Origin of the sequence: Bradyrhizobium sp. 33ap4, from assembly GCF_032654765.1 — a bacterium.
GTDB classification, from domain to species: Bacteria; Pseudomonadota; Alphaproteobacteria; order Rhizobiales; family Xanthobacteraceae; genus Bradyrhizobium; species Bradyrhizobium australafricanum.
In genome coordinates, this window is the sequence record NZ_JAUMTJ010000017.1 from 1 (window position 1) to 14,851 (window position 14,851).

Sequence of the window (14,851 nt, forward strand, 5' to 3'; positions counted from 1 at the left end):
TCCTCGACCACGTTGAATCTCCCTTAATATGCGATTCTCAACCCTCCAGATCGCGGCTTTCTGACTCAGTAAGACTAAGGCGCGATGAGATTGGGTTGAATCGTCATCGCGCCTTAGCTCTTTGTTTGAGCATGAGCTTTTCGGAAAACCGCTTCGCACTTTTCCGGATCATGCTTTAGCTCGCAGCAGCGACCGGCGCCTCGTCGTACAGGCCGTAGACCCGTTCGGCCTTGGCAAATCCAGCGATAGGAAACTCGCCGAGATCGCTCCAGCCGCCGTCGCTGATGCCGGCGAAGCGCTCCGAGGCCACCACGGTGCGGCCAAGACGGCCAGCGATCTTCTCCAGCCGCGCGGCGAGATTGACCGCCGGACCGATGCAGGTGAAGTCGAGCCGGTTGCCGCCGCCAATATTGCCGTAGAGCACGCGCCCGAGATGCAGCGCGAGGCCGAAACGGAAGCGTTCGACGGCATCGCCATTGGCGAATTGCAGCGCCTCGACGCCGGCGCGGGACGCGCGCGCAGCTTCCAGCACCCGTGAACAGACCTGCACCTCGTCGCCGAGATATTCGTCGACCGGGAACACCGCGAGCAGGCCGTCGCCCATGAATTTGAGCACTTCGCCGCCATGGTCGCGGATCGCGGTGACCTGGCAATCGAAGTAGAGGTTGAGGATTTCCACCACCGTCTCGGCCGGCAAGCGGTCCGACAGCGCGGTGAAGCCGCGCAGGTCCGACAGCCAGATCGCGGCATCCATCGTATCGGCATGGCCGCGCCGGATCTGGCCGCCCATGATGCGCTCGCCGGCACGGTTGCCGACATAGGTGTCGAGCAAGAGCGAGGCGGTGCGGCGCAGGGTGATGATCTCGATATAGCGCGCCAATGGCACGGTGATCGACCGGATCGCATCGAGCTGCTCCTCGGTGAAGCCACCCGGCTGCCTGGTGGTCCAGCTCGAGGCATTGACGAAGCCGTCGGTATAGACCAGCGGCACGGCGATGTAGTCGGTGACGCCTTCGGCCTGCAGGTCCACGACGATCGGAAACCGGGCGCTTGCGGGATCGTCGAGCCGCGCGCGTACTTCAACACCCTGCCTGAACACGGTCGACAGCGGGCTGACGGCAAATTCCGGGGAGTCCAGGATGTTGTGATCGACGGTGCCGGTTTCGACCTCGGCGCCGGGCTTCCAGAAGAAATGGCGGCCATAGATCTCCGGATGCAGCGTGCGCACGAAGACGCCGATGCGCCACAGCGGCAGGCCGGCCCGCACCAGGCGCTCGCAGCATTCCGCCATCATCTGCGGCGGGGTCGGCGCCGACCGCGCGCCGCCGATCATCCATTCGATGATGTCCCGAAGCTCCGACGCGTTCATGGCATTCCCCCAGGGCGGTCTGGCGACCGCCACTATATAAGGGATCAGCGCCCGGTCTGCCCGCGGTCGCGCAGAAAATGATCGGCCAGCACGCAGGCCATCATGGCCTCGCCGACCGGTACCGCCCGGATGCCGACGCAGGGGTCGTGGCGGCCCTTGGTCAGGATGTCGGTATCCGCGCCCTTGCGGTCCACGGTCCGGCGCGTGGTCAGGATCGAGGACGTCGGCTTGACCGCAAAGCGCACCACCACAGGCTGCCCGGTCGAGATGCCGCCGAGGACGCCGCCGGCATGGTTGGACAGGAAACGCGTTCCGTTGTTGCCGGTCCGCATCTCGTCGGCGTTCTCCTCGCCCGACAATTCGGCGGCGCCGAAGCCGGCGCCGATCTCGACGCCCTTGACCGCGTTGATGCTCATCATCGCCGCCGCCAGGTCGCTGTCGAGTTTGGCGTAGATCGGCGCGCCGAGGCCGGCTGGCACGCCCTCGGCGACGACCTCGATGACGGCGCCGATCGAGGAGCCGCTCTTCCTGATGCCGTCGAGATAGCTTTCGAAGAACGCCGCCTTGTCCTTGTCGGGACAGAAGAACGGGTTGTTCGCAATCTCGTCCCAGTCCCACTTCTCGCGGTCGATCTTGTGCGGCCCCATCTGCACCAGCGCGCCGCGCACCTTCACCTCGGGCAGCACCTTGCGCGCGATCGCACCGGCCGCGACGCGGGTCGCGGTCTCGCGCGCGGAGGAGCGTCCGCCGCCGCGATAGTCGCGCAGGCCGTATTTCGCTTCATAGGTGAAGTCGGCATGGCCGGGCCGGAACTTGTCCTTGATCTCGGAATAATCCTTCGAGCGCTGGTCGGTGTTCTCGATCAGCAGCGCGATCGGCGTGCCGGTCGTCACCTGCGCGCCGGTTTCCGGATGCGCCATCACGCCGGACAGGATCTTGACCGCATCCGGCTCCTGGCGCTGGGTGGTGAAGCGCGACTGGCCGGGGCGGCGGCGGTCGAGGTCGTGCTGGATCTCCTCCGCGGTCAGGGGGATCAGCGGCGGGCAGCCGTCCACGACGCAGCCGATCGCGACCCCATGGCTCTCGCCGAAGGTCGTGACGCGGAACATATGACCGAAAGTATTGAAGGACATGGCGTGTCGTAACGCGCAGAGGCAGCGGGGTCAAACAGCCAAGCTGTCATTCCGGGGCGATGCGGAGCATCGAACCCGGAATCTCGAGATTCCCCGGGGCGCAATTGCGCCCCTGAGGTTCGCTTCGTGCCCCGGAATGACAGTGCGAGTTAACTATGCTTCCGCAGCCCCTGCTCACCGAATACGTAGACCGCCCCCTGCTCGATATAGAGTTCGGCGGCCGAGGCCGGCGTCTCGAAGCCGAGCGCCACCATCAGCGCCCGCGCCGTACCGCCATGGGCGACCGCGACCGTGTCCGACGTCACCGACCGGTACCAGTCGGTCATCCGCACCTGCACGTCGACATAGCTCTCGCCGCCGGACGGCGACACCGTCCACTTCTCGGCCAGGCGGCGGGCATACAGCGCGGGGTCCGCAGCCTGCGCCTGCGCCAAGGTCGAGCCCTCCCACGTCCCGTAGCCGATCTCGCGCAGCCGCGCGTCGAGCGCGTAGTCGCCCGGCGGCAGGCCGAGCTCGGCGCGCACCAGCTCCATGGTGGCACGCGCCCGGATCAGCGGGCTTGCGACGAACGGCAGCGTCGCCTTGTCACGGCGGTCGCGCGCGAGGAGATCGCCGAGGATGCGCCCGGCATGCGCGGCCTGGGCGCGACCGCGCTCATTGAGGGCGATGTCCTGCACGCCCTGGAGCCGCCCTTCGGCGTTCCACGCGGTCTCGCCGTGGCGGATGTAATAGATCGTCGGTACCGGCATTCCCGTAACGGCTGGTCCCTGCTGCGCGAGAGGTCGGCCGCCTCAAGGCTTCCACGCTTCGAATTTTTTCGGCTCGGAGGTACACCAGCACTTCGGCTGGCGACAAGCCCAAATCGGCCGCAGCTTGGGCGGTATGCGCGCAGATCGGCGCAGACGGAATAGCCACGCCGCCAGGGTGTTATGTTGGACAAGGCTATCGCCGAGACCATCGAAGACTGGGATGCATGACCGCGTTTCGTCAAAGTGTCGAAGCCATGATACCGGCGCTGCGTCGCTATGCGCGCGCGCTGGCGCGTGACACGGATATCGCCGACGATCTGGTGCAGGACACGCTGGTGCGGGCGCTGCGCTCGGAGCGGCTGTTTCTCGGCGGCGACGTCAGGAGCTGGCTCTACACGATCCTGACCAATCTGAACAAGAACCGCCGGCGCTCGCTGGCGCGGCGGCCGGCGTTCGTGCCGCTGCTCGATAACAATGCCGACGCCAGCGGCACCGAGGCCGAGGGACGCGACATCGAACGCGCGCTGTCGACGCTGGTCGAGGAACAACGCTCGGTGCTGCTGCTCGTCATGCTGGAGGGCATGAGCTACCGCGAGGTCGCCGATATCCAGGGCGTGCCGATCGGCACGGTGATGTCCCGCCTCGCCCGCGCCCGCGCCCATGTCCGGGCCTCGATCGAGGGCCAGCGCCCGGCGCTCCGGCGGGTGAAATGATAATGTGCGCGATGGCCGGCGTTATGCATGAACGATTTTCGAACAAGATTTGGCAGAGACGACTGATATGACCGACCCGAACATTCCCGTCACCGAAGACGAGTTGCACGCTTACGTCGACAACGAGCTGCCAGCCGAACGCCGCGGCGATGTCGAGGCGTGGCTTGCCGCGCATCCCGACGACGCGGCGCGGGTGCAGTCATGGCGTGCGATGGCCGAGACACTGCATGCACGCTACGACACCGTGCTGGACGAGGCGGTGCCGAAACGGCTCGAACTCGAGCGGCTGGTGCGCCAGCCGCGCCGCTGGGTCTATGGCGCGGTGGCGGCGACGGTCATGGCCTTCGTCGCCGGTGGCGGCGCCGGCTGGATCGCGCGCGGAGCGGCGGCGACGCCGTCGGCATTCCAGAGCTTCACGGTCGATGCACTCGATGCGCATCGGCTCTACGTGGTCGAGGTCCGGCATCCCGTCGAGGTGCCCGGCAGCGAGCGCGACCACCTGCAGCAATGGCTGACCAAGCGCTGCGGCTGGGACGTCCGCGCGCCGGAGCTGACCGGGCTGAAGCTGGTCGGCGGCCGCCTGCTGCCCGGACCGAGCGGCCCGGCGTCGTTCCTGATGTATGAGAGCACGTCGGGTGAGCGGTTCACGGTCTACACCGCCAAGGTGAAGACCGAGGCGACCCAGATGCGCTACGCCGTGCAGGGCAGCGACGGCGCGCTGTTCTGGGCCGATCGAGGCGTCGCCTATGTCGTCAGCGGCGGCACCGATCGCACGCGCCTGACCCAGGTCGCGCAGGCCGTCTACGATCAGATGGAGAAGAGCGGCGGATGATCTTCCGTAATTTTACGGAAGATCAGGTCGTCGAAATTGCGTCATTTCGAGCAAGTGAATCCAGCCTCACTCAGCGTCCCAATTCCGACATCGAAAACTTCGATTCGCGTCATCGACGCGTCTCATTATCGCACCGGATGCTCACGCGAAGATGATCCGCGCCAGATCCGCCGATCGGCGCACGCGGCCTCGATTGGGGTTTTGTGTACCGCGCTGGTCCCCCTCTCGAGGCCGCACTCCTTTCCGCCGTCCAATCTGCACGCCGCAGATGGGACTTCCGGCGGCCGATCATCTTTTGACGCGCTCACGACACCCGCGTCTACCCCGATAGACTCCGGGGTAGTTGCAGTTTCGCGTCTTCGCGTCTTTGGGGCGCGCTCTCGGCGGTCAGCCGAGATCGCTGCGCGGATTATAGGGGTTACGATCCCGCCACGTCTGCATCAATGCCTCAAGCTCGGCATCGTTCCCGTCGGGAAGGATGATGCGGGTCGTGACATAGAGGTCGCCGGTCGCGCCCGCCTTCGACAGCCCCTTGGCCTTGAGGCGGAAGGTACGGCCGCTCGAGGTGTTCTTCGGGATAGACAGTTCGACCGCGCTGCCGAGCGTCGGCACGCGGACCTTGCCGCCCAGCACCGCCTCGTAGAGGGTGATGGGCAGGTCGATCCTGAGGTCGTTGCCGTCGACCTTGAAGAACGGGTGCGGCGCGACCGAGATCGTGATCAGGAGATCGCCGGGCGGATGGCCTTGCGCGGTCTCGCCCTGCCCCTTCAGCCGGATCTGCTGACCCGCAGCAACCCCGGGCGGAATCTTGACGTTGAGCTCGCGGCCGGTCGGCAGGCGGACGCGCTTGTCGCCGCCCCTGACCGATTCCTCCAGCGACACCGTCATAGCGACCGAAAGATCGAGGTCGACGCCGACCCCGCCGCCGTCAAACTCGAACGGACTGGCCCGGCCCGCGCGGCTGCCGCCTCCGCGAGCCGCATTGCCAAACATGCTGTTGAGGATGTCCTCGAAGCTGCCGCCGCCCATGCCGCCGCCGGGCCCGGAGCGGAAACTGTACTCGAAGCCGCCCGGACCGGCACGGCCGCCGGCACCGCTGCCGCCAGGGAAACCCTGGAAGCGCGGCTTGCCTTCGGCATCGATCTCGCCGCGGTCGAACTGCTTGCGCTTGTCCTCGTCGCCGACGATCTCGTTGGCCGTGTTGATCTCCGCAAAGCGGGCCGCCGCCTTCGGGTCGTTCTTGTTGTTATCAGGGTGATGCTTCTTGGCGAGCTTGCGATAGGCGCTCTTGATCGTCGCAGCGCTGGCGCTCCGCTGCACCCCCAAGACCTCATAGGGGTCGCGCATCCGTCACGTCTCCTTCACGGGAAAAATCAGTCCTGGCCGGGAACCCGTCCGGGCCCACTTTACCTTGATGTGGGGGCTCAGTGGCATTTTTGCAACTAGTCCGGCTTCGCCGGAATTCTCAGGATTTTCTCCAGGGCTTCAGGCTATGGATTTCCCACCGCCCTTGTCCAGCCTTGCATGCGGCGCCCTGCAGCCAGCTCTCGGTGGCTCCGTTGACGTAGCTGGCAAGGAAATCCCGGCACGTCTTGCCGTCCTCGCCCGAATAGGCCTGGGCCAGCGGCGTCACCGAGCCGCGCGCGCCGGTTTCAGGATTTTCCCAGGGCTGGCTGGAATCCTTGTCGCCCTTGGTCAGCACGTCGGAGGCGGCATTGCGGGCGAAGGCGAGATCGCTGTCGGTCGGCATCACCGCATTGATCTGGGTCGGCCTGATCGAGCCCGTCACATCCTTGTCGTCCAGCTTGGCGAAGGCCTCGCTGCGCGACAGGCTGCAACCGCTTGCGCCGACGCCGATCAGGATCAATGTCACCACCGCGCCTGCGGGGTGGATCGCCGATAGGCCAACGCGCCCCCATGCCCTATATAGGGCTAGTAACGCGCTTTCAGACGCGGGCGGATGCAAATCGGGACTCCTGACATGACCGACACGACCTCCATCAAACACCCGACACCGTTAACATCGGGTGATTTCACCGCGGCGGAGGAGCCGTTCGCCCTGTTCGCCGAATGGTTTGCGGAGGCGATCAAGTCCGAGCCGAACGATCCGAACGCGATGGCGCTTGCGACCGTCGATCCCGACGGCCTGCCCGACGTGCGGATGGTGCTGATGAAGGGCTTCGATGCCGACGGCTTCGTGTTCTACAGCCACATTGCGAGCGCCAAGGGCCGCGAATTGGCCGCAAATCCCAAGGCTGCTTTACTCTTCCACTGGAAATCGCTGCGCCGCCAGGTGCGCATCCGCGGGCCGGTCACGCCGGTGACCGATGCCGAGGCCGACGCCTATTTCGCCACCAGGCCGAAGCAGGCGCAGATCGGCGCCTGGGCCAGCAAGCAGTCGCAGCCGCTGGAGAGCCGTTTCGCATTCGAGCAGGCGATCGCCAAGACCGGTGCGAAATACGTCATCGGCGAGGTGCCGCGGCCGCCGGGCTGGAGCGGCTGGCGGATCACGCCGCAGCGCTTCGAGCTCTGGCACGACCGCCCGTACCGCCTGCACGACCGCATCGAATTCCGCCGCGACGGCGCCGGCAGCGCCTGGTCGAAGGTGCGGCTCTATCCCTGAAAGCTGCGACCGTCATGGCCGGGCGAAAGCGCGAAGCGCATCTTCGTGTAAGATGACCCGGCCAGCGACGTCTTGATCCCAAGTCATCCCAAGTCGTTCGAAGGCGTGGATGCCCGGCACGCCGCCGCGCATGACGAAAACGAAAGAAACCGTCGATGCCCCACCCATCCAATGCGCCGCGGCGCACGCTGCTTCTGACCGGCGCAAGCCGCGGCATCGGCCATGCCACCGCGATCCGGTTCTCGTCCGCCGGCTGGCGCGTCATCACCCTGTCGCGGCATGCGTTTCCCGAGGTCTGCCCCTGGGGCGCCGGGCCGGAAGACCATATCGAGGTCGACCTCGGCAGCCATGACGACACCGTTCGCGCGATCTCTGAGATCCGCAGGCGGCTCGAGAACGATGAACTGCACGCGCTGGTCAACAACGCCGCGATCTCGCCGAAGGCTGCGGGCGGCGGCCGGCTCGGCACCATGGACACCGACATCGAGACTTGGACCCACGTTTTCCACGTCAACTTCTTCGCACCGATCATGATCGCGCGTGGGCTGATCGAGGAGTTGAAACACGCCAAGGGCGCGGTGGTGAACGTCACCTCGATCGCCGGCTCGCGCGTGCATCCGTTTGCCGGCGCGGCCTATGCGACGTCGAAGGCCGCGCTCGCGGCGCTGACGCGCGAGATGGCATCGGACTTCGGCCGCGTCGGCGTCCGCGTCAACGCGATCGCGCCGGGCGAGATCGATACCTCGATCCTGTCGCCGGGCACCGAGAAGATCGTCGACCAGCAGATCCCGATGCACCGCCTCGGCACGCCGGACGAGGTCGCCAAGATCATCTACGTTCTCTGCACGGAGACCAGCTCTTACGTGAACGGTGCGGAGATCCACATCAACGGTGGTCAGCACGTCTGACGCTGGGAAGAGCCGTATTTCGGGGAAGGAAGTTTTGAGGCGATCCCGGCCGCCGCCGCGGCCGTCATTGGGATTGCTTCACTTGCAGGCGCAACAACGCAAACGAGGCTTCTGCCTCCGAGGCTTCGGCCTCTAGTCTGCGTAGAACCGACGCGACTTCTTCTCGGGCTGCCGCAGCGCGACGTCGTTCAGCGCGCTGGAGCATTCGTCTTCGTCCTCGCCATCCAGCAACGCAGCGCCACAGTAACGGCAAAGTCTCGGCGAGATCGCCTGCACCTTGCCTGCTGCGCGGTCCTGTTGATAGCGCGCAAAGTCGATGACGTTACGCCGTGGCGTTATGATCTTCTCAACCATTGCTGTCCTCCGGCTTCGAGGCGGGCGTTATCGCAGACAAGTTTCGCCCAAACGTTCAGCGCAACGCTCAAATTTTAGCAGAGGAAATAAGGCAGGAAGCGCGTCCCAAAACGCGACGCGTGGAACCGGTCTACAGCCACTTCTTCCACTTGAAGATCCAGTACGGCACGATCGCCGCGATCAGCATCAGCACCAGTGCATACGGATAGCCGTGCGCCCATTCGAGTTCCGGCATCACCTTGAAATTCATGCCGTAGATCGAGGCGATCAGCGTCGGCGGCATCAAGACCACCGCCATCACCGAGAACAGCTTGATGATGTTGTTCTGTTCCAGATTGACCACGCCGAGCATAGCGTCGAGCACGAAGGTGATCTTGTTGGAGAGATAGGAGGCGTGGTCGGTCAGTGAGGCCACGTCACGCTGCATGGTCTTGAGCTGCTCGCGCATGTCCTTGGACCATTTCACGCCCTCGACCACCGCGGAGAGGAAGGTGACGAGGCGGCCGATCGAGACCAGGCTTTCGCGAACCTTCGAGGTCAGGTCGCCCTTGCGGCCGATCGCGATCAGAATCTGCGAATATTGCTTGGCGTGGCCGTGGCGCTCGCTCTCCGGCTCGAAGATGTCGTGGGACACCTGGTCGATATCGGCCCCGCAGCGCTCCAGAATGTCGGCGCAACGGTCGATCACCGCGTCCAGCAGTTCCATCAGCACCTGCTCCCCGGTGATGCTGGGGGAACAGGCGCGCGCCAGCTTGTTCTCGACCAGCGCGAACGGCTTCGGCAGGTCGTAGCGCACCGTCACCAGCCGATGACCGGTGAGGATGAAGGTCACCGCCGTGGTGCGCGGCATGTCGGTGTCGGACTGGCACATCAGCGTCGCGGTCATGTAGCGCGCGCTGTTCTCGATATAGAGGCGGCTGGAGATCTCGATCTCCTGCATGTCTTCCCGGGTCGGCACCGCGATCCCCGCGAGCTTCTCGACCGCCCGGTCCTCCTCCACGGTCGGATTCACCAGATCGACCCAGACCGCTCCCTCGGGCAGCGCGCCGAGGTCCGTCGCGGTGGCCTTCTTGAGCGAAAACTCGGACGGAACGAACACCGACAGCATCACGAACTCCACGAAACAAGGCTGGCAGGACCCGCCGACTTAGCGCGATTCTGGGGGGCGCTTCATGACCGGGGTATTAACCGGGCATCCATACTTGTGGCGGCCAGGCGGCAGCGACGTGACGCCGACTCGTCGACCGTTGCCTGTTTGCACAAAAACCAACCCGGCACCAGAACAGTTGCGGCAAAAAAGCCACAGACAGCGTCCCGCGATGCGGGAAAGGCATCTAAAGTCTGGGAATAATGGCACGTTTCGGCAATAATGCCGCTAATGGAATCGTGGCGTTTGGGGCGTAATAGTGGCGCTTTCGGGCGCGGATTTTCGATTGGAATGTAATCATGTCGTCGCTCAAAGTTACCCTCGGGATCCTGGCCGCGGGCCTGATGTTGTCGGGCTGCATGCAGGCCACAACCTATGAGGCAACCAACACCGCGAACTTCAAGCCGCGTGACAAGGAACTCCTGGCCAAGACCACCTACGTCAAGACGCCGGTCGCTGAACCGTTCCGCCGCGCCATCGTCGAGTACCACCGCAAGGAAGCCCCCGGCTCGATCGTGGTCGATTCCGACAACCATTACCTCTATTACGTGCTGAACGACGGCAAGGCGATCCGCTACGGCATCACCGTCGGCGAGGAAGCCATGGCCTGGTCCGGCATCGCCAAGGTCGGCAGCATGACCGAATGGCCGGCCTGGCACCCGACCCCCGGCGAAATCTCGCGCCTTGGCGTCCCGACCTTCGTGGCCCCGGGCCCGGACAATCCGATGGGCTCGCGCGCGATGTATCTCTATTCGGGCGGCAAGGACACGCTGTTCCGCATCCACGGCACTAACCAGCCGGAATATATCGGCGCGTCGATCTCCTCGGGCTGCATCCGCATGACCAACGAGGACGTCATCGACCTCTACAACCGCGTCAAGCTCGGTACCATCGTCGTGGTGCTGGAGCCGAAGCACGGCGACTCGCCCTACAAGCCGCAGATGGCGCTGCAGGGCGGCGGCGGCACGACCTACTGATCCAATCGCAATCGCGATCAAAAGCGCCGGCTTTGCCGGCGCTTTTTTGTTGGCTGCGGTTTGGTCTTGGCGCTGCGGTCGGGCGCGGCCGCATCATCTGATTTTGTGGCGTCCGGCTTGCCGGTGCCAGACTTGCCGTGGGTCAGCTTTGGATGTGTCCGCTTTCGGCGCGTCGGATTTGGCGGCGACCTCGCGCGGCGGTGCCTCTTCGGGGCGCTCGGCCGGCAACAGCGGCGCGACCTGCGGCAGCGGGTCGTCCACGTTCCACTGGCAGATCCGGTAATTGTTGCGACGCTCGATCAGGTCGAGATGGATGTGGTCCTCGTGGTACCAGTCCGAGCCCGGACCGAGCACCGTGGAGAAGCGGGCACAGACCGAATGCAGCACGGTCTCGCGCAAGGTCCGCGGCACGCTGCGGTCGGTCAGCGAGATCGACTTGCCGTTGGCGAGACCGAGCGCGCGGACGTCGAGCGCATTGGCGCGGCCGTGCTCGGAGAGCTGCGCTCCGGCGACCCGATTGCGGCCGCGGCACTCGAACGAGTCGAAATTGTCGAGATTGCTGATCCCGCCCCCGAGGCTCTGCGCGAGCGGCGCGATATCGGTGCGGACCCAGTCGGCGACCGCAGCGGCCATCTTGCAGCGGAGGATCGCGGCGGGCTTGACCGCGACCTTGCGCTTGTCCGCTAGCACGATCGCCTCGAGCCGCACCAGATCCTCGCCGCCGCAGCCCCCGGCGCCGTGGATATCCGGAATGCTCGGGGCGATCGCGATCTCCTCGGTCAGCGCCTGCCGGCAGGCCGAAAGCTGCGGCGCGGCGGGCTCGGCCGGCTTGGCGGCATCAGCGGGCTTGGCCGTCTCGCTGGGCCTGGCCGCCTCGGCAGGCGCGGCCGGAGACTGCGTCCCGGCTGCGGGAGGTTCGGGCTCGGTTGCCGCCGGCGCGTGAGCTGCCGCCGGCGCCTCAGCCGGGCGTGGCTTCGGCAGCGGCACCGCTGAGCGGCGGGCTGCCTTATGCGGCCTTTGCGGCCGGGTGCCGAACAGATCGTCCCACGGAAAGCTGGGCGCGCGGCGGGCGGCCTCGGCGGGGCCTGCTTGCATGCCAAGGCAAAGCAGCACGGCGGCGGCGGTAACCATTGCCGCGCCCCCGCGACGAAACGCGCCAACAGGCCATTTTCGGCTTGCTTTCTCCGCGCTAAAGTTCATGTCAGTTCCATGATTTTACTGCCGGCCGTCCAAGATGCCGGCGGATCATGTGTGAGGATCGAGGAGGGATTCGCGTATGCTTGGTTTGATGCAAGATTGGCCCTTGCTGTGTCACAAGATTATTGAGCACGCCGCCAAATATCACGGCACACAGGAAGTCGTGACGCGGTCGGTCGAAGGCCCCATTCATCGCACCACCTACGCCCAGATCCACACCCGCGCACTGAAGGTCTCGCAGAGCCTGGAACGTGACGGCATCAAGCTCGGCGACCGCGTCGCCACCATAGCCTGGAACACCTGGCGCCACCTCGAGGTCTGGTACGGCATCATGGGGATCGGCGCGATCTGCCATACGGTCAATCCGCGCCTGTTTCCGGAGCAGATCGCCTGGATCGTCAACCACGCCCAGGACCGCATCGTCATCACCGACCTCACCTTCGTTCCGGTGCTGGAGAAGATCGCAGGCCAGCTGCCGAGCGTCGAGCGCTACGTGGTGCTGACCGACAAGGCGCACATGCCGCAGACCACGCTGAAGAACGCGGTCGCCTATGAGGACTGGATCGCGGCATCCGACGGCAAGTTCGAGTGGAAGACCTTCGACGAGAACACCGCGGCGGCGATGTGCTACACCTCCGGCACGACGGGCGATCCCAAGGGTGTACTTTATTCGCACCGCTCCAACGTGTTGCACGCGCTGATGGCCAATTCGAAGGACGCGCTCGGCACCTCCGCGTCGGACACAATGCTTCCGGTGGTCCCCTTGTTCCATGCCAACAGCTGGGGCATCGCCTTCTCCGCGCCGTCGATGGGCACCAAGCTCGTGATGCCGGGCCCGAAGCTCGACGGCGCCTCGGTGTACGAGTTGCTGTCGACCGAGAAGGTCACGCACACCGCCGGCGTGCCGACGGTGTGGCTGATGCTGCTGCAATACATGGCCGCCAACAACGTCAAGCTGCCGGATCTGCAGATGGTGATCTGCGGCGGGTCGGCGATGCCACGCTCGATGATCCAGGCGTTCCTCGACATGGGCAGCCAGGTGCGCCACGCCTGGGGCATGACCGAGATGAGCCCGCTCGGCACGCTGGCGACGTTGAAGCCACCGTTTACCGAGCGCACCGGCGAGGAGCGGCTCGACATCCTGCAGACCCAGGGCTATCCGCCGTTCGGCGTCGAGATGAAGATCACCGACGATGCCGGCAAGGAGCTGCCGTGGGACGGCAAGACCTTCGGCCGTCTCAAGGTTTCGGGCCCGGCGATCGCCAAGGCCTATTTCCGGGTCGACAGCAACATCCTCGACGATGCCGGCTATTTCGACACCGGCGACGTCTCGACGATGGACGAGCACGGCTACATGCGGATCACCGACCGCTCCAAGGACGTGATCAAGTCCGGCGGCGAATGGATCTCCTCGATCGATCTCGAGAACCTCGCGGTCGGCCATCCGGCGGTCGCGGAAGCCGCCGTGATCGGTGTCCATCACCCCAAATGGGATGAGCGGCCGCTGCTGATCGTGCAACTCAAGCAGGGCCAGAGTGCCACGCGCGAGGACATCCTGAAGTTCATGGACGGCAAGATCGCCAAATGGTGGATGCCCGACGACGTCGCCTTCGTCGACGGCATTCCCCACACCGCGACCGGCAAGATCCTGAAGACGGCGCTGCGCGACCAATTCAAGGATTACACGTTCCCGACCGCCGCGGCGTGAAAACAAACGCTCGTCATGCCCGGGCTTGACCCGGGCATCCACGACTTCATCGTGCGGCAAGACATGGATGGCCGGGTCATAGGCGAGCGCAAGCGACGCCGTCCTTCGGAGGGCTATGCGCGGCCATGACGATTCGGGGTAAAGCCCAAATCCCTTGAATTCGCCGCAGGTCCGTGGTCTCACACGACTGATCGCGGCGGCCGAGGTCGCCTGAGGACATCTCAACCGGCAGATTTTTCGACGATGGCGCGCAGGTTTTCCGCTCCCTACCAGCAGGAGCCCGTGTCCGGTCTCGCCACCTGGTCGCGCAACCTCGCCATCTTCTCCGTCGTCGCGGTGGTCGTTTCGATCCTGATCGTCCGCTTCGGGTTCCTGGAAGTCAAGCCGGCGCTGGCGACCTTCTTCGGCGCGCTGGGCCTGGCCGGCCTGTCGATCCTGCTCGGGCTGGCCGCCTTTGCCGCGATCTGGCAGAACGGCACCCGCGGCATGGGCCGGATCCTGCTCGCGCTGCTGATCGACGCGGCGATCCTCGCCTACCCGGCCTACCTCATCTATCAGTACCGCAAGCTGCCGCGGATTTACGACGTCACCACCGACGCGATCGACCCGCCGAAATTCGAGGCGCTGGCGCGGCTGCGCACCGGGGAAGGCACCAATCCTGCCGCCTATGCCGGCCTCTATTCGGCCGAGCGGCAGCGCGCGGCCTATCCCGATATCGAAACCGTCGAGCTCGAAACCCCGGTCGACCGCGCCTATGAGCTGACGCTGCGGCTGGTGAACCGCCGCAAATGGCTCGTCATCGACGCGCGCGCGCCGCAGCCGCCGCGCCGCATCGGCCGCATCGAGGCGGTAGCGCGGACGCCGATCATGGGTTTCCGCGAGGACGTCTCGATCCGGGTCACGCCTGACGACGAGGACTCCCGCGTCGATATCCGCTCGGCGTCGCGCTATTTCGACACCGATCTCGGCAGCAACGCCGCCCGCGTCAAGAAGCTGATCGAAGACCTCAACAGCGCGGCCGAGAACGACAATGCCAAGCCGGCGAAGAAGGCGGCTCCTGTCGCGCCAAAGGCGCCGCCGGCGAAGACGGTGAAGAAGTGACGCGGTAGCGTCATTCCGGGGCATCGCGCAGCGATGAACC

The 14,851-nt window shown here is 65.4% G+C and carries 15 protein-coding genes; 7 read left to right on the forward strand and 8 right to left on the reverse strand.

The window, feature by feature from the left end:
* Window positions 1-175: 175 nt before the first annotated feature.
* The 3 genes from Q2M23_RS14870 to Q2M23_RS14880 form a co-directional block, all read right to left on the reverse strand.
* A complete protein-coding gene (locus Q2M23_RS14870; RefSeq protein WP_057015212.1) occupies window positions 176-1,369 on the reverse strand; it encodes an adenylate/guanylate cyclase domain-containing protein in 1,194 nt (397 codons plus the stop codon).
* 44 nt (window positions 1,370-1,413) lie between these two features.
* Entirely contained in the window at window positions 1,414-2,502 is a 1,089-nt protein-coding gene (gene aroC / locus Q2M23_RS14875; RefSeq protein ID WP_057015211.1) for a chorismate synthase, read from the reverse strand.
* Window positions 2,503-2,651: 149 nt separating this feature from the next.
* The gene (locus tag Q2M23_RS14880; RefSeq protein ID WP_168857197.1) at window positions 2,652-3,251 is read right to left on the reverse strand and encodes a histidine phosphatase family protein; all 600 of its coding nucleotides are present in this window, start codon (window positions 3,249-3,251) and stop codon (window positions 2,652-2,654) included.
* A gap of 224 nt (window positions 3,252-3,475) precedes the next feature.
* On the opposite strand from Q2M23_RS14880, the gene Q2M23_RS14885 reads away from it, so the two are divergent.
* Together Q2M23_RS14885 and Q2M23_RS14890 are read left to right on the forward strand one after the other, a co-directional pair.
* Entirely contained in the window at window positions 3,476-3,964 is a 489-nt protein-coding gene (locus tag Q2M23_RS14885; protein WP_016844579.1) for a sigma-70 family RNA polymerase sigma factor, read from the forward strand.
* 67 nt (window positions 3,965-4,031) lie between these two features.
* Window positions 4,032-4,796 carry an anti-sigma factor family protein gene (locus Q2M23_RS14890; protein WP_057015209.1) on the forward strand — a complete coding sequence of 255 codons (765 nt, stop codon included), beginning with the start codon at window positions 4,032-4,034 and terminating at the stop codon, window positions 4,794-4,796.
* Window positions 4,797-5,183: 387 nt separating this feature from the next.
* Here Q2M23_RS14890 and Q2M23_RS14895 read toward each other — a convergent pair whose 3' ends face one another.
* Entirely contained in the window at window positions 5,184-6,143 is a 960-nt protein-coding gene (locus Q2M23_RS14895) for a DnaJ C-terminal domain-containing protein (RefSeq protein ID WP_316395973.1), read from the reverse strand.
* Between the two features lie 118 nt (window positions 6,144-6,261).
* On the reverse strand, window positions 6,262-6,669 hold the full coding sequence (locus Q2M23_RS14900) for an RT0821/Lpp0805 family surface protein (protein WP_316395974.1): 408 nt from the start codon (window positions 6,667-6,669) through the stop codon (window positions 6,262-6,264).
* Window positions 6,670-6,777: 108 nt separating this feature from the next.
* Here Q2M23_RS14900 and pdxH point away from each other — a divergent pair, with 108 nt between their 5' ends.
* Together pdxH and Q2M23_RS14910 are read left to right on the forward strand one after the other, a co-directional pair.
* Complete coding sequence (gene pdxH, locus Q2M23_RS14905; protein WP_316395975.1) at window positions 6,778-7,419, forward strand: pyridoxamine 5'-phosphate oxidase; 642 nt, start codon at window positions 6,778-6,780, stop codon at window positions 7,417-7,419.
* A 155-nt stretch (window positions 7,420-7,574) separates the two neighbouring features.
* Window positions 7,575-8,327: an SDR family NAD(P)-dependent oxidoreductase gene (locus Q2M23_RS14910; protein ID WP_018270354.1), complete on the forward strand. Its 753-nt coding sequence runs from the start codon at window positions 7,575-7,577 to the stop codon at window positions 8,325-8,327.
* A gap of 132 nt (window positions 8,328-8,459) precedes the next feature.
* On the opposite strand, the gene Q2M23_RS14915 is transcribed toward Q2M23_RS14910, so the two are convergent.
* The gene (locus tag Q2M23_RS14915) at window positions 8,460-8,681 is read right to left on the reverse strand and encodes a hypothetical protein (protein WP_063709281.1); all 222 of its coding nucleotides are present in this window, start codon (window positions 8,679-8,681) and stop codon (window positions 8,460-8,462) included.
* A gap of 130 nt (window positions 8,682-8,811) precedes the next feature.
* Window positions 8,812-9,789 (reverse strand): magnesium transporter CorA family protein, encoded by a 978-nt coding sequence (locus tag Q2M23_RS14920; protein WP_057015269.1) that lies wholly within the window; start codon window positions 9,787-9,789, stop codon window positions 8,812-8,814.
* Window positions 9,790-10,127: 338 nt separating this feature from the next.
* On the opposite strand from Q2M23_RS14920, the gene Q2M23_RS14925 reads away from it, so the two are divergent.
* Entirely contained in the window at window positions 10,128-10,805 is a 678-nt protein-coding gene (locus Q2M23_RS14925; RefSeq protein WP_057015206.1) for a L,D-transpeptidase, read from the forward strand.
* A 93-nt stretch (window positions 10,806-10,898) separates the two neighbouring features.
* On the opposite strand, the gene Q2M23_RS14930 is transcribed toward Q2M23_RS14925, so the two are convergent.
* Complete coding sequence (locus tag Q2M23_RS14930; RefSeq protein WP_316395976.1) at window positions 10,899-11,936, reverse strand: extensin family protein; 1,038 nt, start codon at window positions 11,934-11,936, stop codon at window positions 10,899-10,901.
* A gap of 145 nt (window positions 11,937-12,081) precedes the next feature.
* Here Q2M23_RS14930 and Q2M23_RS14935 point away from each other — a divergent pair, with 145 nt between their 5' ends.
* Both Q2M23_RS14935 and Q2M23_RS14940 read left to right on the forward strand, forming a co-directional pair.
* A complete protein-coding gene (locus Q2M23_RS14935; protein WP_057015204.1) occupies window positions 12,082-13,710 on the forward strand; it encodes a fatty-acid--CoA ligase in 1,629 nt (542 codons plus the stop codon).
* Window positions 13,711-13,953: 243 nt separating this feature from the next.
* Entirely contained in the window at window positions 13,954-14,811 is an 858-nt protein-coding gene (locus Q2M23_RS14940; RefSeq protein WP_057015203.1) for a DUF1499 domain-containing protein, read from the forward strand.
* The last annotated feature ends 40 nt before the right edge of the window (window positions 14,812-14,851 follow it).